A 24875-nucleotide genomic window follows, 5' to 3' on the forward strand; every position below is an offset into this window, starting at 1 on the left:
ACCCATCAGCCACCGTTTCGGAAGGATCTCTCCGGTATGGCACGCACCGCGTCTCTCAGGAGCGCTGCACCGCCCGCAGCTCCTTCTTGAGCTCCTGCACCTCATCCCGCAGCCGGCCCGCGACCTCGAACTGGAGGTTCTCCGCCGCCTGGTGCATCTGGGCGGTCATCTCATCGATCATGCCGGTCAGCGCGCCCACCGGATCATCGCCGAGGTCCACGCTGCGTCCCTTGACCGCGTCGACGGCGTTGGCCCGGGCGCGATCCCGGGCCACTCGCTCCTTGCCGGAGCGGTAGTCGGTGGACATCAGGGTGTCGGTGTCGATGTCCTCGCGGGCGAGCATGTCCGTGACATCCGCGATGCGCTTGCGCAGCGGGGTGGGGTCGATGCCGTGCTCGAGGTTGTAGGCGACCTGCTTCTCGCGGCGCCGGTTGGTCTCTTCGATCGCGGACTCCATCGAGTCGGTGATCCGGTCCGCGTACATATGCACCTGGCCGGAGACGTTGCGGGCGGCGCGGCCGATCGTCTGGATGAGTGAGGTGCGGGAGCGCAGGAAGCCCTCCTTGTCCGCGTCGAGGATCGCGACCAGCGACACCTCGGGCAGGTCCAGGCCCTCGCGCAGCAGGTTGATGCCCACCAGCACGTCGTACTCCCCCAGCCGCAGGGAGCGCAGCAGCTCGATCCGGCGCAGGGTGTCGACGTCCGAGTGCAGGTACTGCACCCGCACGCCGTTCTCCAGCAAGAAGTCGGTGAGATCCTCCGCCATGCGCTTGGTGAGCGTGGTGACCAGCACCCGCTCATCGCGCTGGACCCGCTTCTCGATCTCCTCGCGCAGGTCGTCGATCTGGCCCTTGACGGGCTTGACGATCACCTCCGGGTCGACCAGGCCCGTCGGCCGGATGATCTGCTCGACCACGCCGTCGGACTTCCCGAGCTCATAGGCGGCGGGAGTGGCGGAGAGGTAGACCGTCTGACCGGTGCGCTTGGTGAACTCGGAGAAGGTGAGCGGCCGGTTATCGAGCGCCGAGGGCAGGCGGAAGCCGAAGTCGACCAGGGTGCGCTTGCGGGAGCGGTCCCCCTCGTACATCGCGCCGATCTGCGGGACGGTCACATGGGACTCGTCGATCACCAGCAGGAAGTCCTCGGGGAAGTAGTCCATGAGGGTGTTCGGGGCCGTGCCGGGCGCACGGCCGTCGAGGTGGCGGGAGTAGTTCTCCACCCCGTTGGTGGAGCCCATCTGGCGCAGCATCTCGAGGTCGTGGGTGGTGCGCATGCGCAGCCGCTGCGCCTCGAGCAGCTTGTTCTGATGCTCGAGCTCCTCGAGCCGTTCGGCGAGCTCGATCTCGATGGTGCCGATCGCACGGGAGAGCCGTTCAGGTCCGGCGACGTAGTGGGAGGCGGGGAAGATGTGGATGTGGTCCTCCTGGCGGATCACCTCTCCCGTCATCGGATGCAGGGTATAGATCGCGTCGATCTCGTCCCCGAAGAACTCGATGCGGATCGCGAGCTCCTCGTACATCGGAATGATCTCCACGGTGTCGCCGCGCACCCGGAAGGTCCCGCGCTCGAAGGCGATGTCGTTGCGGTCGTACTGCATGTCCACGAAGCGGGTCAGCAGCTCGTCCCGGTCCAGCTCCTGACCGACCTTCAGCTGCACCATCCGGTCCACATACTCCTGCGGGGTGCCCAGGCCGTAGATGCAGGAGACGGAGGAGACCACGACCACGTCGCGCCGGGTGAGCAGGGAGTTGGTGGCGCTGTGGCGCAGCCGCTCCACCTCGGCGTTGATCGAGGAGTCCTTCTCGATGTAGGTGTCCGACTGGGGGACGTACGCCTCGGGCTGGTAGTAGTCGTAGTACGAGACGAAGTACTCCACCGCGTTGTGCGGGAGCAGCTCACGGAACTCGCTCGCGAGCTGGGCGGCGAGGGTCTTGTTGTGCGCCATGATCAGGGTGGGCCGCTGCACCTGCTCGATCAGCCAGGCCGTGGTCGCGGACTTGCCGGTGCCGGTCGCGCCCAGCAGCACCACATCCTGCTCGCCATCGTTGATGCGGCGGGTGAGGTCGGCGATCGCGGTCGGCTGATCACCCGAGGGCGTGTACTCGGAGACGACTTCGAAGGGATGCTCGGAGCGGACCAGATCGGTGACGGGACGCATCCCCCGAGCCTACGACTCAGGGCCGACGGACGACATGCCCGCCCGGCGGCGTCAGCGCAGGGCGGAATCCTCGAGCTCGGCGAGGACCGTCTGCAGGGCGTGCAGGGCGCGGACCGAGAGGGTCTCCCGCTCCGCGGTGTTCAGCACCAGACGATCGGCGCGACGGATCCGTTCGAGGTCGGTGACCTGCGCGGTCATGATCGCCTCGACATAGGCGCGATCCTTCCCGCGGTCACGCATCACCCGGGAGATGCGGTCCTCGCGCCGGGCGAGCACCACGACGACCGAGCGGTAGTCCGCGTCGTGGTGCATCTCGAGCAGAAGAGGGCTGTCGTGGATGACGAGCCGCTCCCCCGCCCGGGCCGCCTCCTGCTCCTCCCGGGCCACCGCCTCATCGACCCGGGATAGCACGATGTGCTCGAGATCTACCCGGGCGGCGGCGTCGGCGAACACCAGGCGCGCCATCGCCGCCCGGTCGATCGTGCCGCTCTCGGTGCGGAACTCCTCGCCGAAACGGGCGATCGCCTCCTCCACGCCGTCGCCGGGCACGTCCAGCACGGCGCGGGAGTGGGCATCGAGGTCGATCACCCGGTGGCCGGCCTCGCCCCAGATCGCGGCGACAGTCGACTTGCCGGAGCCGATGCCGCCGGTGAGCCCCAGGCGCAGCGGGGTGGTGAGCGTGGTCATGACCAGATCGTACGGTCCGCCGCTCCTGCCCGGCGCGTACTACCGTCGAACCTGTGGACCCTCTCGAGCTGCTCGTGACCAACGACTTCCTGCGCATCCTGGATCTGGTGGGGGTCTTCGTGATGGGCGTTGCCGCCGGGGCGCTGGCCTCCCGGCTGAACTTCGATGCGGTGGGCTTCGCGATTATCGGAATTGCCGCCGGGCTCGGCGGCGGCATCGTGCGCGACCTGATCCTCGATCTCGGCGTCCCGGCCGCCTTCTCGGGCCCCTGGTATCTGACCTGCGCCCTGGCAGGGGCGGGCTTCTCCTTCTTCATCTCCACCGACGGACCCTGGTGGCGGCGCACAGTGACGGTGCTGGACATCGCCGCGATGGGGCTGTGGGCGGCGACCGGCACCGCGAAGTCGCTCGCCTACGGTCTGGACGTGCTGCCCGCGATCCTGCTGGGCGTCACGAGCGCCGTGGGCGGCGGGGTGATCCGCGACGTGCTGGTGGGACGGATCCCGGCGATCTTCGGCGGCGGTCCGCTGTATGCCACTGGAGCCCTGGTCACCGCGGTGCTGACCTGGGGCGTCTTCGCGCTCGGCCTGCCCTCGGGGACGGTGCTGGTGGCGGTGACGATCGGGTCCCTGCTCGCCGGGGTCGCCGCCTGGCGCCGCTGGACGCTGCCCGGCCACAGCGAATGGCAGGTGACGATGTCCGCGTCCCAGCTCAAGCAGCTGGTGCGTCGAACGCGCAAGAGCGAGCGGGAGCGTGTCGCGCACGAGACCGGGACGATCCCGGTGGTCGATGCAGGCACCGATGATCTGGCCGAGGACTCCTTCGCGGACGACCTCGACGCCGGCGGCTACGAGGACCGCATCTTCCCCCACGCCGACGTCGAGGAGCTGCCGGGGACGGCCGAGCACGAGCGCCGCGCACGCGACGACGACGGCCCCGAGGGCCCGGAACGACTCTGAGGAGCTCTGCTCAGGGACGCAGCAGCTCGAGCATCCGGGAGACATCCTCCGCGGCGAGCTGCCCGGGGGCCGAGCCGGCGCCGACCGTCGCGAACGTCGCGGCGCTGCCGAAGGTCTCGGCCGCGACGCGGCTGCTCGCACCCAGCGGTCCCATGCTGATCGCGATGTGCGGACCCGAGAGGTCCTCGGCAACGGTGAGGCTCGCCGAGAGCAGAGTGAGGACGTCCCGCGGGCTGCGCGGGGTGACGGCGATCTTCGGGACGTCGGCCCCGAGCCGGCGCTGGGAGCGCAGGATCTCCACCAGCGTCTCCTCCGACGGGGTCGAGTCCATGTCGTGGAACGAGCCGACGACCACGGTGCCGTGACGGTGCGCGGCGGAGATCACCCGGGAGACGGTCCCCGGATCGCGTGAGGTCTCGATGTCCACCAGGTCGACCGCGGCCTGGGTGCCCGCGCGGCGGCCGCCGATCAGGCTCTCGAGCAGGATTCCCAGGTCACGGTCCGAAAGTGCCCTGGCTCCGCCCTCAGCTGCGGTGCGGAAGGTGACCAGCAGCGCCTTGTCCGGCCCCAGCTGTCCCCGCAGGCGGGGCAGAGCGGCCAGCACCGCATCGCGATGGTCCGAGACGTCCTCGAGGTCCGGCCGGAAGCGGTCCAGGCGCCATTCCACGATCCGGGCCCGGGTGCCCACGGCAGCCGCGGCCTGTTCCAGCAGCGTCTCCTCGTCGGGCTCGACCAGGGGCACGATGATCTCCGGCCGTGCGCGGCCCAGCTCGATGCCGCGCACCGTGGCGGTGCGGCGACGCACGTCGGTCCCCGGCGCGGTGACGCTGTCGGGGCTGGAGCTCTCACTCTCGGGCGTGGTCTCGTGGTTCATCTCGGTCCTCACTCCTCGGTGATGGCGGCGTAGGCGGACAGCAGCAGGGCCGGGTCGGGTCCCTCGATCCGGGAGACCACCCCGATCCGGTCGAGCACCACGAAGCGCAGCAGCCCGGCACGGGTCTTCTTGTCCCGCTTCATGGCGTCCTCGAGCTTCGGCCACTGGCGGTCGCGATAGGTGGTGGGCAACCCCAGCGAGGTGAGGATCGTGCGGTGACGATCCACATCGGCTTCGGACAGCTTCCCGGCGAGGTGGGAGAGCTCGGCCACGAACATCATCCCCACGCTCACCGCGGCTCCATGGCGCCACAGGTAGCGCTCATTGCGCTCGATCGCATGGGCGAGCGTATGCCCGTAGTTGAGGATCTCGCGTTCACCGGACTCCCGCAGATCCGCGGAGACGACTCGCGCCTTGACCCGGATGGCACGCTCGATCACCTCGCGGAACGCATCGCTGGACACATCGAGGACCGCCGCCGGATCTGCCTCGACGATCTCCAGGATCCGCTCGTCCGCGATGAATCCGGCCTTCACCGTCTCCGCGAGGCCGGCCGCGACGTCGTTGGCTGCGAGAGCGGCGAGCACATCGAGGTCGGCGAGCACTGCGATCGGCGGGTGGAAGGCACCGACCAGGTTCTTGCCCTCGGAGGTGTTGATGCCGGTCTTGCCTCCCACGGCGGCATCCACCATCGCGGACACCGTGGTGGGGACCTGGAGCACGTCGATGCCCCGCAGCCAGGTCGCGGCGACGAAGCCCGCCAGATCGGTGGCGGCGCCTCCGCCCAGGCCGATCACCAGGTCTCCCCGGCCGATCTCCGCCTGTCCGCACACGCCCCAGAGGAACCCGGCGACCTGCGCCGTCTTGGCCTCCTCAGCATCGGGAACCTCGGCGGCGAAGGCCTTTCGTCCGGTCTCGGCGACGATCGATCGGACCTGCTCCGCCACCTCGCGCAGGCTCGGCTGGTGGATGATCACGACCCTGCGCGCACGCTCGGGCAGCACAGCGGGCAGCTCGGCCAGCAGGCCGCGGCCGACGTGCACGTCATAGCCGCCGGTCGGGGTGGTCACCGGGATGACGGTGGTGCTCATGCGGTCTCCTTCTCAGGGTCGGTCGGCAGGGGAAGCTGCAGGGTGCGGACGATCGTGCGGGCCACGCGCGCAGGGCTGCCGTGACCGGAATCGATGCGGTGCGCCGCCACATCGCGATAGTTGCCGCCGCGCTCCTCAGCGAGCTCTCGCCAGCGCACCATGGGGTCTTTGCCCGCGAGCATCGGTCGGCCCGCGCCGTAGGAGAGGCGCCGGGCCGCGATGTGCTCCTCGACCTCGAGCAGCACGACCGGCCGGCCCCGCAGCAGCTCAGCAGAGGCCGGATGCACGGGGGCGCCGCCGCCCAGGGAGAGCACCCCGTCGCATTCGGTGAGCGCGCGGGCGAGGGTCCGGGACTCGAGCTCGCGGAAGGCGGGCTCGCCCTCCTCCGCGAAGAGTGTGGGGATGCTGCGGCCCGCGGCCTCGACGATCAGCGCGTCCAGATCGGCGAAGTCGACACCCAGCCGGGAGGCGAGAGCGCGACCCACGCTGGTCTTGCCCGCTGCCATCGGACCGATGAGGATGACGAGCGGGCCCGTCACGAGGCGGGGTCCGGTCGGCGGTCAGTCAGTGCCGACTGCAGAGCGTTCGTCCCCTCCAGGTGGGCGCGGATCTCGGCGACGGAGTCACCACCGGTCTTCTCGAGCAGCGCGTCCGCCAGGGCGAGCGCCACCATCGCCTCGGCGATCACTGCGGCGGGCGCCACCGCGCAGGTGTCGGAGCGCTGATGGTTCGCGGTGGTCTGCTCGCCGGTGGAGACGTCGACCGTGCGCAGTGCACGGGGAACGGTGGAGATCGGCTTCAGAGCGCCGCGCACGCGGATCACCTGGCCGTTGCTCATGCCACCCTCGAGACCGCCGGCGCGGTTGGTCACGCGGGGGAACGTCCTCGATGCGCCGGAGTCGGAATCGCCGGTGGCGAGGATCTCGTCATGCGCCTCGGAGCCGCGCCGACCGGCGGTGGCGAACCCGTCACCGATCTCCACGCCCTTCATCGCCTGGATGGACATCATCGCCTGGGCCAGCCGGCCGTCGAGGCGGCGATCCCACTGCGTGTGGGAGCCGAGGCCGACGGGCACTCCGTAGGCCAGCACCTCGACCACGCCGCCGAGGGTGTCACCGTCGGCCTTGGCCGCGTCGACCTCCGCGATCATCGCCGCGGACGAACCGCGATCGAAGCAGCGCAGCGGATCGGCGTCCAGCGCAGCGAGATCGTCCGGGGTGGGCAGCGGCGCCTCATCGGGGACTCGCACGCTCCCCACCTGCAGGGTGTGGGACACCAGCCGGATCCCGGCAGCCTGTTCGAGCAGCGCGGCGGCGACGCGACCCGCCACCACTCGGGCAGCGGTCTCGCGTGCGCTGGCACGTTCGAGGATCGGGCGGGCCTCATCGAAGCCGTACTTCAGCATCCCGGAGAGATCGGCGTGCCCGGGGCGCGGCCGCGAGAGCGGACGGTTGCGCGCGATCTCGCGCTCGTCCCCGGTGCCGGCATCGACCAGGAGGTCCTCACGGGCCACCGGGTCGGCGCTCATGACCTTCTCCCACTTCGGCCACTCCGAGTTCGCGACCTCGATCGCGAGCGGGGAGCCGAGGGTCAGTCCGTGACGCAGCCCGCCGTGGATGGTGAGCACATCCTGTTCGAACTTCTGGCGGCTGCCACGGCCGTGTCCGAGCCGACGACGCGCGAGCGCGTCCTTCAGGTCGTCACTGGTCAGCTCGATACCGGCGGGGACGCCGTCGAGCAGGGAGATCAGGGAGGGGCCGTGGGATTCCCCGGCGGTGAACCAGCGCAACATGGCGTTCATTCTGTCATGACGCGCTGGCACGAAGGGTCCATGTCCGTGCGGTGGGAGCGCAGGCGAGGAATGACCCGCGACGCACCGGCCCCGGCCGCTCTCTGCTCACATCGGCCCTGGCCCATCCCGTCCGTGCCGGTGCGGTGCGTTCAGTCCTCGCCCAGCTCCACGGACTCCATCGGGGTGAGCCTTCCGACCAGTGGAACCACGTCCGCGATGCCGTCGAGCACCGCAGTGGGCCGGTACGGATACCGGATGATCTCGTCCGCCTGCGTCGATCCCGAGAGCACCAGCAACGAGCGCATCCCGGCCTCGAGACCGGACTTCACATCCGTGTCCATCCGGTCCCCGATCATGATCGAGGTCTCCGAATGGGCGCCGATCCGGTTCAGAGCGGTGCGCATCATCAGCGGGTTGGGCTTGCCGACGTAGTACGGCTGGATCCCGGTGGCGGCGGTGATCATCGCCGCGACCGAGCCGGTGGCCGGCAGCGGCCCCTCAGCGCTGGGTCCGGTGACGTCCGGATTGGTGGCGATGAACTTCGCCCCTCGCGCGATCAGGCGGATCGCGCGGGTGATCGCCTCGAAGGAGTAGGTGCGGGTCTCCCCCAGCACCACGAAGTCGACATCGGAGTCGGCGAGGATGAACCCCTCCTCGTGCATGGCGCTGGTCAGGCCCGCTTCGCCGATCACATAGGCGGCCGCGCCCGGCTGCTGCTCCGCGAGGAAGCGAGCGGTGGCCAGGGCGCTGGTCCAGATCGCGGCTTCAGGGATGTCGATGCCGCTGCGAGAGAGCCGCGCCCGCAGATCCCGCGGGGTGAAGATCGAGTTGTTGGTCAGCACCAGGAACGGGCGGCCGTACTGCTGCAGCGCAGCGATGAAGTCAGCTGCCCCGGGCAGTGCGGCATCCTCGTGGACGAGCACGCCGTCCATGTCGGTGAGCCAGGAGTGGATCGGGTGGTCATCGAGCGCGGTGGTCATGGCACCAGTCTGCCGTACCACCGCCACCGGGCGCGACGTGGCCCGAGACGCGACGACGGGCGCCACCCGAAGGTGACGCCCGTCGTCGATGTCGATCGCTGATCAGCCGATCAGCAACGGATCAGTTGCCGGTGAGCTTGGCGCGCAGGGCGGCCAGGGCCTCGTCGGAGGCGAGGGTGCCCTCGTCCGAGGAGCTCGACTGGTAGGAGGACTGCGACGCGGGGGCCGCGGACTCCGTGGAGGAGGAGGAGGACGAGGTGGAGGCGGCCGCCGGAGCGTTCGCGGACTCCTCGTCAGCCTTGATTGCCTCGACGACCTGCGCCTTGTGAGCGGTCCAGCGCTCGTAGGCGGCCGCGTACTGGCCTTCCCACACCTCGCGCTGGGCGTCGTAGCCCTCGAGCCACTCGTTGGTCTCCGGGTCGAAGCCCTCGGGGTACTTGTACTCGCCGTTGGCGTCGTACTCCGCAGCCATGCCGTAGAGCGCCGGATCGAAGGTCGAGTCGTCGCCCTCGGGGTCGACGCCCTCGTTCGCCTGCTTGAGCGACAGCGAGATGCGGCGACGCTCGAGGTCGATGTCGATGACCTTGACGAAGACGTCCTGGTCGACGGTGACGACCTGCTCGGGCAGATCCACGTGGCGCTGAGCCAGCTCGGAGATGTGCACGAGGCCCTCGATGCCGTCCTCGACGCGCACGAACGCACCGAAGGGAACCAGCTTGGTGACCTTGCCCGGGACGACCTCGCCGATGGCGTGGGTGCGGGCGAAGAGCTGCCACGGGTCCTCCTGGGTCGCCTTCAGCGACAGGGAGACGCGCTCGCGGTCCATGTCCACGTCGAGCACCTCGACGGAGACCTTCTGGCCGACCTCGACAACCTCGGAGGGGTGGTCGATGTGCTTCCAGGACAGCTCGGAGACGTGCACCAGGCCGTCGACGCCACCGAGATCGACGAAGGCGCCGAAGTTGACGATGGAGGACACAGCGCCCTCGCGGACCTGGCCCTTCTGGAGGGTCTGGAGGAAGTCCGAGCGGACCGCGGACTGGGTCTCCTCGAGGTAGGCACGGCGTGACAGGACCACGTTGTTGCGGTTCTTGTCGAGCTCGATGATCTTCGCCTCGATCTCCTGGCCGACGTAGGGCTGCAGGTCGCGGACGCGACGCATCTCGACGAGGGAGGCGGGGAGGAAGCCGCGCAGGCCGATGTCGACGATGAGGCCGCCCTTGACGACCTCGATGACGCGGCCGGTGACGACGCCCTCGTCTTCCTTGATCTGCTCGATCGTGCCCCAGGCGCGCTCGTACTGGGCGCGCTTCTTGGACAGGATCAGACGGCCTTCCTTGTCCTCCTTCTGGAGAACCAGGGCCTCGATCTCGTCTCCGACCTCGACGACCTCACCGGGGTCGACGTCGTGCTTGATGGACAGCTCGCGCGAGGGGATGACGCCCTCGGTCTTGTAGCCGATGTCCAGGAGGACCTCGTCGTGATCGACCTTCACCACAGTGCCTTCGACGATGTCGCCATCGTTGAAGTACTTGATGGTCGCATCGATGGCTGCCATGAGTTCGTCGGCGCCGCCGATGTCGTTGATGGCGATCTGGGGGGTCGTGGTGTCGGTCATGTAGGTAAGGACTCCGTCGGGACAGGAAATGAGTAGGGTCGATGGACGTGCAAGCCCTCCGGAGAGGACCTGTCGGTGCCCGTGCCGTGCTCGACGTGGTGAACACGACGGTGACGGCTCGGCCACAGACCTTCGAAAGCCTAACAGCCCGGACGATGAACCGCGAGGGCAGGACGGTCCGGAACGCGAGTGGCGGATGTGAGTTCCGTCCTGCTCCTCTCCCCGCTTCTCCCGCCGCGCCTCTCGCCGCTGCTTTCGCAGTTGCCGGTCAGGTCCTGATTCCTCAGTGTGCTGCCTCGCGCCAGGTGCGGCCGATGCCGATCCCGACCTCGAGCGGCACCGACAGCTCATACGCCGAGTCCATGCCGTCCTCGACGATCTCCCGGACCCTGTCGAGCTCGCCGGGAGCGACCTCGACCACCAGCTCGTCATGGACCTGGAGCAGCATCCGGGAGGAGAGCTCGGCCTCACGCATCCGGCGCTCGACGGCGAGCATGGCGAGCTTGATGATGTCTGCGGCGCTGCCCTGGATCGGCGAGTTCAGGGCCACGCGCTCGGCGTTCTCGCGACGCTGGCGATTGTCCGAGGTGAGGTCGGGGAGATAGCGGCGGCGTCCGAGGATGGTCTCGGTGTAGCCGGTGGTCCGAGCCGTCTCGACACTCTGCTGGAGGTAATCGCGCACACCGCCGAACCGTTCGAAGTATCCGTCGCGCAGAGCCGTCGCCTCTGCGCGGGAGACCCGCAGCTGGCGGGACAGGCCGAAGGCGGAGAGCCCGTAGGCCAAGCCGTAGCTGACCGCCTTCGTCTTCGAGCGCATCGCCGGATCCACCGCATCGGGACTCACCCCGAACACCCGTGAGGCGACGAAGTTGTGCAGGTCCTCCCCGGAGTTGAACGCCTCGATCAGGCCCTCGTCCTCGGAGAGGTGCGCCATGATGCGCATCTCGATCTGTGAATAGTCCGCGGTCAGCAGGGTCTCGAAGCCGTCCCCGGCGACGAAGACGTCGCGGATCCGCTGCCCTTCGGAGGTGCGCACCGGGATGTTCTGCAGATTCGGCTCGGTGGAGGCGAGACGCCCGGTCGCCGCGGCGGTCTGCTGGAAGGTGGTGTGCACCCGGGAGCTGCTGTCCACCGCCTTGTCCAGGCCCACCAGGTAGCCGGTCAGCTTGCTCATCTCGCGGAAGCGCAGCAGCCAGGAGAGGAAGCGATGCCCTGCGGAGTCCGGATCCAGGGTCTCGGAGAGATCGGTCAGAGATTCAGCATCGGTCGAGTGACCCGAGGAGATCTTCCGCGTGGTGGGCAGGGAGAGCGTCTCGAACAGCACCACCTGCAGCTGCTTGGGAGAGGCGAGGTTGACCTCCTCCCCCACGATCTCGCCGGCTTCGCGCTTGGCCTGGGCGACGAAGCCCTCGAACTCCTGGCGCAAGGTGGCCACCGCCGGGCCGTCGAGAGCGATCCCACGCTCATGCATGGTCTCCAGCACCGCCTGCAGGGGGCGCTCGAGCTCATCGAGGATGCGCAGCGCCCAGGGTTCCTGCGCCAGGTTCTCCCCGAGCACCTCAGCCGCCGGGTGGAGCGCGGCAGCGGCTCCCGCGAGGCGGGCCGCCGCGCGGGCGACGTGCTCGGCGCGGACCTCCGGGGCCTCCTTGGCGAGAGTCGAGGGGGCGGGCTTGCGCGGACGCGGCTCGAAGCTCACGCCTGCGAACTCGGTGCCGAGCGCTTCCGCGTCATAGGTGCGGGCGCCGGGACGCAGCACGAAGGATGCCAGGGAGAGATCGTGCAGCTGTGCCTGGGGACGGTAGCCGCGCTCACCCAGCCACGAGCGGACCGCAGGAGCGTCGGCGACCAGGATCTCCGTGGCGCGATCAAGGGCGGAGGCGAGCAGGGAGGAGGCCTCCGAGTCCAACCGCTCCAGCTGCACAGCGCCGCGCGCATCCGGTGTGGCCAGGCCCAGCAACGCGCCGCCGCGGACGTCTTCGACCACATCGAGGGCGAGGATGTCGCCGCCGGTGTCCAGCAGCTCCTGCAGCCCCGCGACGTCCTCGATCATGAGGACCTCCGAGACCTGCTGCTCCTCCTCTGCCGCTGCGACCGAGACCGACTCTCCGAGCAGCGAGGCGGGCAGGTCACGGCGGATGGTGTCACCGAAGGCGAGGTCGTCGAACACCTCGAGCACGCGGGCGCGGTCCCCGCCTCCGAGGGCGTAGTACGCGGGGTCCTCGGGCAGATCCAGGGTGGTGAAGGCGGCGTTCATCAAGCGATTCCGCTCGACAGCCTCCAGATGGTCGCGCAGAGACTGGCCGGCCTTGCCCTTGATCTCACCGGCATGGGCGATCACCCCGGGCAGGTCGCCGTACTGGAGGATCCACTTCGCGGCGGTCTTCGGGCCGACGCCCGGGACGCCGGGGAGATTGTCCGCCGCCTCCCCCACCAGCGCCGCGAGATCCGGGTAGCGCTCCGGGGGAATGCCGTACCTCTCCACCACGCCCGCCGGGGTCATCCGACGCATCTCGGTGACGCCCTTGATCGGCTGGAGCAGCGTGACCTTCTCGCCGACCAGCTGGATCGCATCGCGGTCGCTCGTGACGATCAGGGCTTCGTCGCCCGCCGCCTCGGCGCGCGTGGCGAGGGTGGCGATGATGTCGTCCGCCTCATAGTCCTCGTAGGTGAGCCAGCGCACTCCCAATGCGTCCAGGACCTGCTGGATCAGAGCGATCTGACCATGGAAGGCGGCGGGGGTCTCGTCCCGACCGCCCTTGTACTGGTCATAGATGCGGTCGCGGAAAGTGCCGCCGGGCAGATCGAACGCCACCGCCAGGTGCGTCGGCCGCTCGGAGGCGACCACGTTGATGATCATGCGGGTGAACCCGTACACGGCATTGGTGGCCTGGCCTCGGCCGTCGCTGAAGCCCTCCGCCGGCAGGGCGAAGAAGGCGCGGAACGCCATGGCATGCCCGTCGATGAGGAGGATGCGCTGGTCGTCGGTGTCACTCGCATTCATGGGGAGCAGTCTCCCATGTCGTGCCGACACCCGCTCCCCCGCCGGGCTGTGGCACGCTCTTTCCATGACCGACAGCAACCGCCCTGATCACACCGCCGCGCCACCACTCAGCCCAGAGCTGCGGGCGCACTTCGCCCCGCTCCTGCGCGGCACGCTGGTGGAGCGGTGCGGGATGGAGCTGCTGACGCTGGATGCCTCGGGCGGGACGATCAGCATGCCGGTGACGGGCAACCTGCAGCCGGCCGGGCTGCTGCACGGCGGTGCGACGATCGCACTGGCGGAGACCATCGCGTCCTTCTCGGCGATCCTGCGGGCCCGTGAGGTCCACGGCGAGGGGGCGCAGGCGGTGGGGACCTCCGTCTCCGCTCTGCACCATCGCTCGGCGAAGCAGGGCAACGTGATGGGAACCTGCCGGGCCCTCCACCTCGGGCGCCAGGTGGCCAGCTATCTGGTGGAGGTGCACGACGAGCAGGGCACGCTGCTGAGCACGATCACCGTCTCCACCCAGCTGCTCGCACCACGCTGACGCCTCCCACCGATCTGACCGGCCGGCATGCGACGCGTCACGCTCCCGCCCGTCCTACTCGGGCGCCTCGAAGTTCTTCGCTGTGCCGGGCTCCAGCACATTGGCCTCTGACCAAGTGTACTCACGGAGCTCTCCGAGCCGGGCGTCGAACTCAGGCCCCAGCTCGAACTTCCCCATCCTCCCGGAGTACGCGACCGTCGCAGTCTCCTCCGCCTCCAGGCCCGTCCTCATCACCTGCCGGCACATGCCGTAGTCGGTGCAGGCCTCCGAGCCGGTCAAGATCGCCGGGATCGCCCCCGCGAGCGCGGTCCCCTCGACCGAGAGCGCATGCTGAGCTGCCAGGCAGGCCATCGTGAACGCGTCGTATCCCTGCTGCGAATAGGCGTATCCGGTGCGCAGGAAGTCGGCATTGAGGTTGAGCATCATATTCTGGTGCTCCTTCGTGATCTCTGCGCCGGGTTCATAGCTGGTCGCCGAGGTGAGGCATTCGGGCACGAGGTCCTCCGCCACCTGCTCCCGCGAGAAGTCGACCGTCGCCGCCGGCGCGAGGCGCTTGGGGAACTCGACCTTGGGGCGCTGGCCGGGATCTAGGGTCGCCGAGTAGAGCGCCGACAGGAAGGGCGCCGCCTCTGCACCGCCGTTGAAGATCAGCGGAGCAGGCGGAGCGTCCATCACCGCCTTCACCCGGGCCGCGATGTCACCGAAGTTCCCGACCTCGTAGAACTGCTGGGAGACCACGCTCCCGTTGCGTGGGACGAGTTCCTGCTCGAGCTCGTAGAGCAGGCTCCGGCCCTGCAGGGTGTCCTCCGAGAGATAGGCGATCGTCCCCTGCGGCCCGGCCTTCTCCGCCGTGCTGCCCAGCGCGATATCCGCATACTGCAGCGCCATCGTGAGGTCCGAGGGAGAGAGCCGCACCAGCAGGTTCGCCGTCTGCACCTCGGGCTGGCGCAGATCGCGTCCGGAGGTGAACACATCGATCACCGCAATCCCCGCCTCGACCAGGGCCGGCATCGCCGCGATCAGCGACTCCTCATCGATCGAGGTGATCACACAGGTCACACCAGAATCGGCCATGCCCTGGATGACCGGGGTGAGATCCTCCCCCGGCTCCTGCATCACATACCGGTCGGAGAGCTCGACCTCGTACCCGAACAGCCCGTCCCATCGCGCGTTCACGTCGATCCTGGCCATGGTGATCGACACCGCGATCGCTTCCTCGAACTTCGCCATCCGGCCGTAGTTCGCACCGATCTGGCCGATCACCAGAGGCGTCTCGGGCTCCGAGAGGGCTTCAGCGGTAGGCGGGGGCGTGGTCGCACGGCGGCGGCCTCGACGCATCCCGCCTTCGCCGCAGGCCGTCAGCGCGCCGGCACCGAGCATCCCCGCTCCGAGCCCGCGCACCAGCGTACGTCGTGAGATCGCCATAGCCCCGCTGCTCCCCTTCTCGTCCCGGCCCACCCCGGCCCTGGTGACCTCAGTCCTTGCTCTGACCGCCCAGCTGATCGATCACGGCATCCGCCACCTCGCGCATCGTCAGGCGACGATCCATCGAGGTCTTCTGGATCCAGCGGAACGCCTCCGGCTCGGACAGTCCCATGTTGGTCTGCAGCAGGCCCTTGGCGCGGTCCACGCGCTTGCGGGTCTCGAAGCGCTCCCCGAGGTCGGCGATCTCGGACTCCAGCTGCGTGATCTGCTGGAAGCGCGAGATCGCGATCTCGATCGCCGGGAGCAGATCAGCGGGGGTGAAGGGCTTGACGACGTACGCCATCGCGCCGGCGTCCCGTGCGCGCTCGACCAGCTCGGTCTGCGAGAAGGCGGTGAGCATGACGACCGGCGCCAGGTTCTCCTCGCCGATCCGCTCGGCCGCGGTGACGCCGTCCATCTGCGGCATCTTGACATCCATCACCACCACATCGGGGCGCAGCTCGCGGGCCTTCGCCACGGCGCTCTCGCCGTCACCCACGGCTGCCAGCACCTCGAATCCGGCCTCGGTGAGGGTCTCGACGATGTCCATGCGGATGAGGCTCTCGTCCTCAGCCACCACGGCAGTGCGACGCGGCGCACCGTCACCGGGCAGAGTCTCGTCCTGGGCGTCGTCGGGAAGTGAAGTCATATCGTCAGTCATGTCGCCCTGTGTCTCGGTGTGGGCCTGGCGTACAGGTGGCGTGCACCCGCGCGTTCGAGGCCGGTGGTCATCAGCGGTATCCTAATCCAGCACTCCCTCGTGGGGGGCCAGCCGGGTTGGCGGAATGGTAGACGCGGCGCACTCAAAATGCGCTGTCCGTGAGGGCGTGCGGGTTCGAGTCCCGCACCCGGCACCAGTTCCAACATCACAATGGCGCCCGACGGCTTTACAGCCGCGGGCGCCATTGTCGTGATGAGGGTCTCGCTCAGCCCTCCTGACTCGCTGCGCTCCTACCGCTCGCGAGCTCGCAGAACGTCGCTCAGCCCTGCTGGATCAGCCCTGCGGGCCGGCGGCGATGTTGCTCGCCTCGATGCGAGCCGACTCGGTGCCGTCGAGGTCACCGATGCGGTGCACGCGCAGGGTGTTGGTCGAGCCGTGGACGCCGGGGGGCGAACCGGCGGCGACGATGACCAGGTCGTTCTTCTGGAGGCCCTTCTGCTCGCGGAGCAGATCGTCGACCTTGCCGACCATTGCGTCGGTGTCGTTCTGCATCGGCACCAGGTGCGACTCGATGCCCCAGGTCAGGGACAGCTGGCGGGCGACCTCGGGGTACGGGGTCAGCGCCAGCAGGGGGATGGTGGGCCGCAGGCGAGAGAGCCGGCGGGCGGTGTCTCCGGACTCGGTGAAGGTCACCAGGTACTGCGCGGAGAGCTGATCGCCGATCTCGGCGGCCGCGCGGGTGATCGCACCGCCGCGGGTGTGCGGAATGGTGCCCAGCGGGAGGATGCGGTCTGCGCCGTTCTCCTCCGTGTTGGTGATGATGCGTGCCATGGTGCGCACGGCCTCGAAGGGGTACTTGCCCACGCTGGTCTCGCCCGAGAGCATGACCGCATCGGCACCGTCGAGGATCGCGTTCGCGCAGTCCGATGCCTCTGCACGCGTGGGACGCGGGCTCTCGATCATCGACTCGAGCACCTGGGTGGCGACGATCACGGGCTTCGCGTTGCGGCGGGCCAGCTCGATGGCGCGCTTCTGCACCAGCGGGACCTGCTCCAGCGGCATCTCGACACCCAGGTCGCCGCGGGCGACCATGATGCCGTCGAAGGCGCCGACGATCGAGCGCAGCGCCCGGACCGCCTGCGGCTTCTCGATCTTCGCGATGACGGGGACGCGGCGGCCCTCTTCCTGCATGATCCGCAGGACGTCATCCATGTCATGCGCGTCACGCACGAAGGACAGCGCGACGAGATCTGCGCCGAGGCGGAGGCCGAAGCGGAGGTCCGCCACGTCCTTCTCGCTCATGGCGGGCACGGACACGGCGACACCGGGCAGATTGATGCCCTTGTTGTTAGACACCGGTCCGGGGACCTCGACGACGGTGACGACCTCGGTCTCGGTCACCTCGGTGACGCGCACCGAGACCTTGCCGTCGTCGATCAGCAGCACGTCGCCGGGGCGGCAGTCGCCCGGCAGGCCCTTGAAGGTGGTCGAAACCCGTTCCCGGGTGCCCTCGATGTCATCGGTGGTGATGGTGAGGCTGTCGCCCACCTCGAGCTTGTGCGGGCCGTCGGTGAACTTTCCGAGCCGGATCTTCGGACCCTGCAGATCGACCAGCACGGCGACGTTCTTGCCGAGGTCCTCCGCGGCACGACGGATGTTCGCGTAGACCTTCGCGTGATCATCGTGCGTTCCGTGGCTGAAGTTCATCCGGGCGACATTCATCCCCGCTTCGATCAGCGTTCGGACCTGCTCGTAGGAATCGGTCGCCGGCCCGAGTGTGCAGACGATCTTGGCTTTCCGCATGTCAACCCATCTGTAGTTCGTATGTAGGGCCGCGACCCTAGTCAGCGGGCCCGCGCGCGTGCGCTGCCCAAGGGCCGCAGCATCGCGTGTCGAACCCTAGTCTTTCATACTGTGACAGGCTTCTCGCCGGGGCGCACGGGCTGTGGCAGGGACGTGACCCCCATCAGGTGCTCATCCACCGCTGCGGCGCATGAGCGACCCTCCGCGATCGCCCACACGATGAGGCTCTGACCGCGTGCGCAGTCCCCCGCGGTGAACACCCCGTCCACACTGGTGGCCCAGTCGGCATCGTGCACGATGTTGCCGCGTGAGGTGATGTCCACTCCGAGCGTGGTGAGCAGTCCCTCCTCGTCGGCACCGGTGAAGCCCATGGCGATCAGCACGAGCGTGGCGGGCAGCACCGTCGCGGTGTCCGGGGTGGGGACGCGTGCGCCGTCGACGAAGCGGGTGCGGGCCACCTCGAGCCCGCTGACCGCGCCCTCGGAGTCGACCTCGAAGCCGGTGGTCGACGCGAGATAGGAGCGGTCACCGCCCTCCTCATGCGCGGTGGACACCTCGAAGAGGATCGGGTGGGTGGGCCAGGGCTGGCGCTCATCCCGCTCGAGGGGCGGCTGGGTGCCGATCGCGAGGGTCGTCACCGAGCGGGCTCCCTGACGCAGGGCGGTGCCCAGGCAGTCGGCGCCGGTGTCGCCGCCGCCGATGATCACGACGTCCTTGCCCTCGGCCGAGATCGGGCTGACGACCCAGTCGCCCTCCACCAGACGGTTCGCCTGGGTGAGGTACTCCATCGCCGGGTGGATGCCGGTGGCCTCGCGACCGGGGACGGCGAGCTCGCGCGGCACGCTCGCGCCGGTGGCGAGCACCACCGCGTCGAAGCGGGAGCGCAGCTCCTGCACGCTGAGCGCGCCCTCCCCCGTGCCGCCCACGTCGATCCCGGTGCGGAAGCGGGTGCCCTCGGCGCGCATCTGCTCGAGGCGGCGGTCCACAAAGCGCTTCTCGAGCTTGAACTCCGGGATGCCGTAGCGCATGAGTCCGCCGAGGCGGTCGTCGCGCTCGAGCACCACCACGGAGTGGCCCGCCCGGGTCAGCTGCTGCGCGGCGGCCAGGCCCGCGGGGCCCGAGCCGACGACAGCGACCGAGCGGCCCGTCTGGCGGGTGGGCTCGACCGGGTCGAGCCAGCCCTCGTCGAAGGCGCGCTCGACGATCGAGAGCTCGATGTTCTTGATCGTCACCGGCGGCTGGTTGATGCCCAGCACGCAGCTGGACTCGCACGGCGCCGGGCAGGCGCGCCCGGTGAACTCCGGGAAGTTGTTGGTGGCGTGCAGGCGCTCGCTCGCCTCCTGCCAGTCCTCGCGGTAGACCAGGTCGTTCCACTCGGGGATCAGGTTCCCCAGGGGGCAGCCCTGGTGGCAGAAGGGGATGCCGCAGTTCATGCAGCGTCCGGCCTGTCTCGAGACGACGTCGAGCGTGCCCTGCTCCCGGGCCTCGTACACCTCGCGCCAGTCCATCAGACGCAGCGGCACAGGCCGGCGAGCCGGCAGCTCACGGTCGCGGTAGCGCAGGAATCCACGGGGATCAGCCATGGGTGGCCTCCAAGATCTCGTTCCAGACATCGTTCGCATCGGGGTCGTTGCCCCGGGCCACCGCGTCCTCCCGGAGCGCGGTGATGGTGAGGAAGGCGCGCGGCGCGATCTCGGTGAGCCGTGCGAGCAGCTCCTCCTCGTCCGCGAGCAGCGCGGCCGCCCGATCGGAGCCGGTGCGCGCGGCGTGGTCGCGCACCGCCTCGAGCACGAACTCGCGATGCTCGTCCTTGACGGGGTCGAGCGCGAAGCCTGCGGCGTCGGCCGGGTTCAGGCGGCTGGGGTCCAGGTCCAGCACGAACAGCGTGCCGCCGCTCATGCCGGCGCCGAGGTTGCGCCCGGTCGGTCCGAGCACGACCACGGCGCCGCCGGTCATGTACTCGGCGCCGTGGTCGCCGATGCCCTCGACCACGAGGGTGGCCCCGGAGTTCCTCACGCCGAACCGCTCGCCCGCAGAGCCGGCCAGCAGCAGTCGGCCGCTGGTCGCGCCGTAGGCGCAGGTGTTCCCCGCGATCGGGGCGGAGGTCACCGACGGGGCCGTGCCGGAACCGTGCCCGACGGCGATGATCCCGCCCGAGAGCCCCTTGCCGACGTAGTCGTTGGCGTCCCCCGTGAGGTGCATGCTGATGCCGCGCGGGAGGAAGGCGCCGAAGGACTGGCCGCCGGTGCCCTCGAGGTCCAGCACGATCGAGTCGTCCTCGAGGCCGTCGCCGCCGGTGCGGCGGGTGACCTCGTGGCCGAGCAGGGTGCCGGCGCTGCGCTGCACGTTGCGCAGCGTGTCCTGCAGGCGCACGGACGTCTCGGTGCCGCTGAGCACGCCGTCGGCCGCCGCGATCCAGGGATGGTCGGGGGCGCGGTCCAGGTGGTGGTCCTGGCCTCGCCGACGACGGGGGAAGTCGCCCTCGTGGATGGTGGGCGGCGCGAGGATCGCCGCGAGATCCAGACCGTCCCGCTTGGCGGCGCCGAGCACGCTGCCGGCCCGTGCGCCCTCGGCGAGGGCGAGCAGGTCGCTGCGGCCGATCGCCTCGTCGAGGGAGCGCAGCCCCAGCGCGGCAAGGTGCTCGCGCACCTGCTCGGCGATGAAGCGGAAGAAGGTCACCACGTGCTCCGCCTTCCCGGTGAAGCGCGCACGCAGCTCCGGGTTCTGGGTGGCCACGCCCACGGGGCAGGTGTCCAGGTGGCACACGCGCATCATCACGCAGCCGGAGACGACCAGCGGTGCGGAGGCGAAACCGTACTCCTCGGCGCCCAGCAGCGCCGCGATGACCACGTCGCGTCCGGTCTTCAGCTGGCCGTCGACCTGTACCGTGATCCGGTCGCGCAGGCCGTTCAGCAGCAGGGTCTGCTGCGTCTCCGCGAGGCCCAGCTCCCACGGGGTGCCCGCGTGCTTGAGGGAGTTCAGGGGGCTCGCGCCGGTGCCGCCGTCATGGCCGGAGATCAGCACGACGTCGGCATGCGCCTTGGAGACGCCCGAGGCCACGGTGCCCACGCCGAAGCGGGAGACCAGCTTGACGTGCACGCGCGCCGCGGGGTTCGCGGACTTCGCGTCGTGGATGAGCTGGGCGAGGTCCTCGATCGAGTAGATGTCGTGATGCGGCGGCGGGGAGATCAGCCCGATCCCGGGCGTGGAGTGCCGGGTGCGGGCGATCCACGGGTACACCTTCTCCGGCGGCAGCTGACCGCCCTCCCCGGGCTTGGCGCCCTGGGCGATCTTGATCTGGATGTCCTTGGCGAAGGTGAGGTACTCGCTGGTGACCCCGAAGCGGCCCGAGGCGATCTGCTTGATGGCGCTGCGGCGCTCCGGGTCGCGCAGGCGCTCGGGGTCCTCGCCGCCCTCGCCGCTGTTGGACATGCCGCCGAGCTGGTTCATCGCGATCGCGAGCGTCTCGTGAGCCTCCTGGGAGATCGAGCCGTAGCTCATCGCGCCGGTCATGAAGCGACGGGTGATCGCGTCGACCCCCTCCACCTCCGTCAGCGGCACGGGCTCCAGGGCGCCGGTGCGCAGGCGCAGCAGGCCGCGGATGGTCATCAGCCGCTCGTGCTGGTCGTCGACCTCGTCGGTGTAGCGGCGGAACTCCTCGTACTGGCGGGTGCGGGTGGAGTGCTGGAGACGGAAGACCGCCTCGGGGGTGAACAGGTGCGGCTCGCCCTCGCGTCGCCACTGGTACTCGCCGCCGACGGGGAGGCTGCGGTGCGCGGGGCGCTGGCCGTCCACGGGATAGGCCAGCGCATGGCGGGCCTCGTTCTCCTGAGCGATCACGTCGAGCGTGATGCCGCCGATCCGGCTGATGGTGCCGGGGAACCACTCCTCCACAAGGTCGTGGGCGAGACCGACGGCCTCGAAGATCTGCGCACCGCGATACGAGGCGACCGTGGCGATGCCCATCTTGGACATGATCTTCAGGACGCCCTTGCCGAGGGCCTTGTTGAGGTTCGCGACCGCCTTCTCGGGGGTCACGTCGCTGATCACGCCGCGCTCGACGAGCTCCTCGACGCTCTCCATCGCGAGATAGGGGTTGATCGCGCTCGCGCCGTAGCCGATCAGCAGCGCGGCATGGTGGACCTCGCGCACATCGCCCGCCTCGACCAGCAGCGCCGCAGAGGTGCGCCGCCCGGTGCGCACCAGGTGGTGCTGGACCGCGCTGGTGAGCAGGAGGGACGGGATCGGGGCGAGGACCTGGTTCGCATCGCGGTCCGAGAGCACCAGGAAGGTGGCGCCCTCGTCGATCGCGCGGCCCGCCTCCTCACAGATCTCGTGCAGGCGCAGCTCGAGCGCCGCGGTGCCGCCTCCCACGGGGTACAGGCCCCGCAGCCGCACGGTGTGGAAGTCGGCGGTGGCCGGGTTCGCGTCGATCGCGACGATCTTGGCGAGCTCATCGTTGTCGAGGATCGGGAAGTCGAGCGCGAGCTGACGCGCGTGCTGGGGCGTGGCGTCCAGCAGATTGCGCGAGCGGCCCAGGGCCACGCCCAGGGAGGTGACGATCTCCTCGCGCAGGGAGTCGAGCGGAGGGTTCGTGACCTGCGCGAACATCTGCGTGAAATAGTCGAACAGCAGTCGCGGGCGCTCGGAGAGCACGGCGATGGGGGTGTCGGTGCCCATCGCGCCGAGCGGCTCGGCGCCCTTGGACGCCATCGGCGCGAGCAGGATGCGCAGCTCCTCCTCGGTGTAGCCGAAGGTCTGCTGGCGCCGCACGACGGAGGCGCGTGAATGGGTGATGTGCTCGCGCGCGGGCAGCTCGGAGAGGGCGACCTTCTGCTCGCGCACCCAGGTGCGGTACGGGTGCTCGGTGGCGACGGCGCGGGTGATCTCCTCGCTGGGGATGATCCCGCCCTGCTCGAGGTCGAGCAGGAAGATCTCGCCCGGCGCGACCCGGCCGGTGCGCGCCACGCCGCTGCGGGGCAGGTCCACGAGGCCCGTCTCGGAGCCGAGCACCACCAGGTCGTCCTCCATCACCCAGTAGCGCAGCGGGCGCAGACCGTTGCGGTCCAGCCGCGCGCCCACCCGGGTGCCGTCGGTGAAGACCACGGCGGCCGGTCCGTCCCACGGCTCCTGCAGCGCGGCATGGAACTCGTAGAAGGCCCGCAGATCCGGGTCCATCGAGCGGTCGTTCTCCCACGGCTCGGGGATGAGCATCATGAGCGAGTGCACGAGGGAGCGGCCGCTGAGGTGGAGCAGCTCGAGCGCCTCGTCCAGGCTCGCCGAATCCGAGGCGCCGGGGGTGTTGACCGGCAGCAGCCGGGCGAAGTCCTCGCCGAAGGCGTCGGTGGACATCGACCCCTCGGCTGCCCGCAGGCGGTTGCGGTTGCCGATCACGGTGTTGATCTCGCCGTTGTGCGCGAGGGTGCGGAAGGGCTGCGCGAGGGGCCAGGCCGGGAAGGTGTTGGTGGAGAAGCGCGAGTGCACGATGGCGAGCTCCGAGGCGAAGCGGGGATCGCGCAGATCCGGATAGAACTCGTCCAGCTGCTCCGGGGTCAGCATCCCCTTGTAGACCATCACCCGGGTCGAGAGCGAGGGGAAGTATCCCTCGGTGGTGTGCTCGACGCGGCGGCGGACGGCGAAGGCCGCCCGCTCGAGCGCGAGGCCGGTGCGTTCCTCCTCGAGGTCGCTCAGGAAGACCTGGACCATGTCGGGGCGGACCGCTTCGGCGGACGGGCCGACCAGGCCCCCGGTGACCGGGACCTCACGGGTGCCGAGCAGCACCAGGCCCTCGTCAGCGGCGATCTGACCCAGGGCCTCGAGCACAGCGGTGCGACCGGCCCTGTCGCGGGGGACGAAGAGGGTGCCGGCGGCATATCCACCCCGCGGCGGCAGGTCGAGCCCGCTGACCTCGCGGAGGAAGGCGTCGGGCAGCTGGACGATAATCCCGGTGCCGTCGCCGGTGTCCTCCTCGGCACCGACCGCGCCGCGGTGCTCGAGATTGCGCAGCGCCGTCAAGGCGTGCTCGACGATGTGATGGCCGGGGCGGCCCTGCAGGGTCGCGATCATCGCGACACCGCAGGAGTCCACCTCGCTGTCGGGGTGGTAGAGGCCCTGGGCGGCAGGCAGGGCGGAGAAACGGGAATGCAGGGGGAGCATGCGCAGAGAACCCTTCGAAGGGGCGGCCGGTGACGTGCTCGTCATCTGTGACGAGCGCCCGGTGCCGGGGCGCGCCGCCCGTCCTGGCGATCTGCGTCGCTCGGGGGTGCGGTGCCTACGGTCCGGGGGAGGGATCCGCGGCTGCGGAAGGAGGCGTGCCGGACTTCTCCGTCCCGTCCTCGTCGGGGCCGTTGCCCGCCGTCTGCGCGGGCAGCTCGAAGGAGCCGTCCGCGGCGACGACCTCTCCCCCGCGCCGCTGCCTGCGGATCGTCAACATCACGAACATCCCGATGCCGACCAGCGCCATCACCAGAGCGATCAGGGTGTGGATGCGCATCTCACCGATCATCAGCACCGGCTCGCTGCGGATCGCGTCGATCCAGGCGCGGCCGGTGGAGTAGATCGCGACGTACGCCCAGAAGATCCGCCCGCCGGCCCACTGGTAACGGCGGCTGAGCAGCAGCAGGACAGCCAGTCCTGCCAGGTTCCACAGCTGCTCGTACAGGAAGGTGGGGTGATAGGTGCCGGGGACGCAGCCGCCGATGGTCTGGCCGTTGGTCACGCAGGTCACCTCCCATGCCCACCAGGCATCGAGCGCGGGCCCGTAGAGCTCCTGGTTGAACCAGTTGCCGAATCGCCCCAGTACCTGGGCGATCAAGAGGGTGGGCGCGACGGTGTCGGCCAGGGCTGTGAACGAGACGCCCTTATAGCGCGCCATGAACCAGACCGCGAGGGCGCCGCCGGCCACTGCGCCGTAGATCGCGAGCCCGCCCTGCCAGATGTAGAGCACCGCGAGCGGATCGCCGTCGGGCCCGAAGAAGGGCGCAGGCGAGGTGAGCACATGCCAGATGCGGGAGCCGACGATGCCGGCGATGATCGCGACGAAGATGATGTCGAAGAAGGTGTCCCCGTCACCGCCGCGCTTCTGCCAGCGCTTGGTCGCCCACCACATCGCCACCGCGATCCCGGAGAGGATGCACAGGGCATAGAAGTGGATCGTCAGCGGACCGAGGGAGAGCGCCGAGATCGGCGAGCTGGGGATCATCGCGGCCTCTCCTGTCCTCGGGTCATCGGGTCATCGGTTCATCGGGCGTCGTGCTGTCGG

17 protein-coding genes and 1 tRNA gene are annotated in these 24875 nt (G+C 69.6%); 3 read left to right on the top strand and 15 right to left on the bottom strand.

The window, feature by feature from the left end:
* Positions 1–55: 55 nt before the first annotated feature.
* Complete coding sequence (uvrB, locus tag ACT3T9_RS12300; protein ID WP_441444057.1) at positions 56–2158, bottom strand: excinuclease ABC subunit UvrB; 2103 nt, start codon at positions 2156–2158, stop codon at positions 56–58.
* Between the two features lie 51 nt (positions 2159–2209).
* Positions 2210–2845, bottom strand: a complete 636-nt coding sequence (gene coaE / locus ACT3T9_RS12305; protein WP_441444058.1) for a dephospho-CoA kinase — start codon at positions 2843–2845, stop codon at positions 2210–2212.
* Positions 2846–2898: 53 nt separating this feature from the next.
* Here coaE and ACT3T9_RS12310 point away from each other — a divergent pair, with 53 nt between their 5' ends.
* Entirely contained in the window at positions 2899–3804 is a 906-nt protein-coding gene (locus ACT3T9_RS12310) for a trimeric intracellular cation channel family protein (RefSeq protein WP_441444059.1), read from the top strand.
* 10 nt (positions 3805–3814) lie between these two features.
* Here ACT3T9_RS12310 and aroD read toward each other — a convergent pair whose 3' ends face one another.
* The 7 genes from aroD to polA all read right to left on the bottom strand — a co-directional run bounded on the left by aroD (position 3815) and on the right by polA (position 13160).
* On the bottom strand, positions 3815–4678 hold the full coding sequence (gene aroD / locus ACT3T9_RS12315) for a type I 3-dehydroquinate dehydratase (RefSeq protein ID WP_441444060.1): 864 nt from the start codon (positions 4676–4678) through the stop codon (positions 3815–3817).
* 8 nt (positions 4679–4686) lie between these two features.
* Positions 4687–5769 (bottom strand): 3-dehydroquinate synthase, encoded by a 1083-nt coding sequence (gene aroB / locus ACT3T9_RS12320; RefSeq protein ID WP_441444061.1) that lies wholly within the window; start codon positions 5767–5769, stop codon positions 4687–4689.
* The gene (locus ACT3T9_RS12325; RefSeq protein ID WP_444606695.1) at positions 5766–6308 is read right to left on the bottom strand and encodes a shikimate kinase; all 543 of its coding nucleotides are present in this window, start codon (positions 6306–6308) and stop codon (positions 5766–5768) included. Before ACT3T9_RS12325 ends, aroB begins: the two co-directional genes overlap by 4 nt.
* Positions 6305–7561 (bottom strand): chorismate synthase, encoded by a 1257-nt coding sequence (aroC, locus tag ACT3T9_RS12330; RefSeq protein WP_444606696.1) that lies wholly within the window; start codon positions 7559–7561, stop codon positions 6305–6307. The genes ACT3T9_RS12325 and aroC overlap by 4 nt, the downstream gene beginning before the upstream one ends.
* Before the next feature lie 149 nt (positions 7562–7710).
* On the bottom strand, positions 7711–8541 hold the full coding sequence (locus ACT3T9_RS12335) for an HAD-IIA family hydrolase (protein WP_441444064.1): 831 nt from the start codon (positions 8539–8541) through the stop codon (positions 7711–7713).
* A gap of 121 nt (positions 8542–8662) precedes the next feature.
* Positions 8663–10159: a 30S ribosomal protein S1 gene (gene rpsA / locus ACT3T9_RS12340; protein WP_441444065.1), complete on the bottom strand. Its 1497-nt coding sequence runs from the start codon at positions 10157–10159 to the stop codon at positions 8663–8665.
* A gap of 283 nt (positions 10160–10442) precedes the next feature.
* Entirely contained in the window at positions 10443–13160 is a 2718-nt protein-coding gene (polA, locus tag ACT3T9_RS12345; RefSeq protein WP_441444066.1) for a DNA polymerase I, read from the bottom strand.
* A gap of 64 nt (positions 13161–13224) precedes the next feature.
* On the opposite strand from polA, the gene ACT3T9_RS12350 reads away from it, so the two are divergent.
* A complete protein-coding gene (locus tag ACT3T9_RS12350; RefSeq protein WP_441444067.1) occupies positions 13225–13686 on the top strand; it encodes a hotdog fold thioesterase in 462 nt (153 codons plus the stop codon).
* 54 nt (positions 13687–13740) lie between these two features.
* On the opposite strand, the gene ACT3T9_RS12355 is transcribed toward ACT3T9_RS12350, so the two are convergent.
* Both ACT3T9_RS12355 and ACT3T9_RS12360 read right to left on the bottom strand, forming a co-directional pair.
* Complete coding sequence (locus ACT3T9_RS12355) at positions 13741–15111, bottom strand: ABC transporter substrate-binding protein (RefSeq protein ID WP_444606697.1); 1371 nt, start codon at positions 15109–15111, stop codon at positions 13741–13743.
* Positions 15112–15160: 49 nt separating this feature from the next.
* Entirely contained in the window at positions 15161–15811 is a 651-nt protein-coding gene (locus tag ACT3T9_RS12360; RefSeq protein WP_444600982.1) for an ANTAR domain-containing response regulator, read from the bottom strand.
* Between the two features lie 110 nt (positions 15812–15921).
* Here ACT3T9_RS12360 and ACT3T9_RS12365 point away from each other — a divergent pair.
* A tRNA-Leu gene (locus ACT3T9_RS12365) sits at positions 15922–16007 on the top strand.
* Positions 16008–16144: 137 nt separating this feature from the next.
* On the opposite strand, the gene pyk is transcribed toward ACT3T9_RS12365, so the two are convergent.
* From pyk to lgt, 4 genes are all read right to left on the bottom strand, one after another.
* Positions 16145–17614 (bottom strand): pyruvate kinase, encoded by a 1470-nt coding sequence (gene pyk, locus ACT3T9_RS12370; protein ID WP_441444070.1) that lies wholly within the window; start codon positions 17612–17614, stop codon positions 16145–16147.
* A gap of 104 nt (positions 17615–17718) precedes the next feature.
* Positions 17719–19197: a glutamate synthase subunit beta gene (locus tag ACT3T9_RS12375; protein WP_444606698.1), complete on the bottom strand. Its 1479-nt coding sequence runs from the start codon at positions 19195–19197 to the stop codon at positions 17719–17721.
* A complete protein-coding gene (gene gltB, locus ACT3T9_RS12380) occupies positions 19190–23770 on the bottom strand; it encodes a glutamate synthase large subunit (RefSeq protein ID WP_444606699.1) in 4581 nt (1526 codons plus the stop codon). The genes ACT3T9_RS12375 and gltB overlap by 8 nt, the downstream gene beginning before the upstream one ends.
* 115 nt (positions 23771–23885) lie before the next feature.
* On the bottom strand, positions 23886–24815 hold the full coding sequence (lgt, locus tag ACT3T9_RS12385; RefSeq protein ID WP_444606700.1) for a prolipoprotein diacylglyceryl transferase: 930 nt from the start codon (positions 24813–24815) through the stop codon (positions 23886–23888).
* Between the last annotated feature and the right edge of the window lie 60 nt (positions 24816–24875).

The organism is Brachybacterium sp. AOP29-B2-41 (assembly GCF_052378395.1).
Classification (GTDB): Bacteria; Actinomycetota; Actinomycetes; order Actinomycetales; family Dermabacteraceae; genus Brachybacterium.

Excerpts from the sequence above, each read along its gene's own strand:
- uvrB (WP_441444057.1), bottom strand. The coding sequence starts at position 2,158 with ATGCGTCCCGTCACCGATCTGGTCCGCTCCGAGCATCCCTTCGAAGTC.
- coaE (WP_441444058.1), bottom strand. The coding sequence starts at position 2,845 with ATGACCACGCTCACCACCCCGCTGCGCCTGGGGCTCACCGGCGGCATC.
- aroD (WP_441444060.1), bottom strand. The coding sequence starts at position 4,678 with ATGAACCACGAGACCACGCCCGAGAGTGAGAGCTCCAGCCCCGACAGC.
- aroB (WP_441444061.1), bottom strand. The coding sequence starts at position 5,769 with ATGAGCACCACCGTCATCCCGGTGACCACCCCGACCGGCGGCTATGAC.
- aroC (WP_444606696.1), bottom strand. The coding sequence starts at position 7,561 with ATGTTGCGCTGGTTCACCGCCGGGGAATCCCACGGCCCCTCCCTGATC.
- ACT3T9_RS12335 (WP_441444064.1), bottom strand. The coding sequence starts at position 8,541 with ATGACCACCGCGCTCGATGACCACCCGATCCACTCCTGGCTCACCGAC.
- rpsA (WP_441444065.1), bottom strand. The coding sequence starts at position 10,159 with ATGACCGACACCACGACCCCCCAGATCGCCATCAACGACATCGGCGGC.
- polA (WP_441444066.1), bottom strand. The coding sequence starts at position 13,160 with ATGAATGCGAGTGACACCGACGACCAGCGCATCCTCCTCATCGACGGG.
- ACT3T9_RS12350 (WP_441444067.1), top strand. The coding sequence starts at position 13,225 with ATGACCGACAGCAACCGCCCTGATCACACCGCCGCGCCACCACTCAGC.
- ACT3T9_RS12355 (WP_444606697.1), bottom strand. The coding sequence starts at position 15,111 with ATGGCGATCTCACGACGTACGCTGGTGCGCGGGCTCGGAGCGGGGATG.
- ACT3T9_RS12360 (WP_444600982.1), bottom strand. The coding sequence starts at position 15,811 with ATGACTGACGATATGACTTCACTTCCCGACGACGCCCAGGACGAGACT.
- pyk (WP_441444070.1), bottom strand. The coding sequence starts at position 17,614 with ATGCGGAAAGCCAAGATCGTCTGCACACTCGGGCCGGCGACCGATTCC.
- ACT3T9_RS12375 (WP_444606698.1), bottom strand. The coding sequence starts at position 19,197 with ATGGCTGATCCCCGTGGATTCCTGCGCTACCGCGACCGTGAGCTGCCG.
- gltB (WP_444606699.1), bottom strand. The coding sequence starts at position 23,770 with ATGCTCCCCCTGCATTCCCGTTTCTCCGCCCTGCCTGCCGCCCAGGGC.
- lgt (WP_444606700.1), bottom strand. The coding sequence starts at position 24,815 with ATGATCCCCAGCTCGCCGATCTCGGCGCTCTCCCTCGGTCCGCTGACG.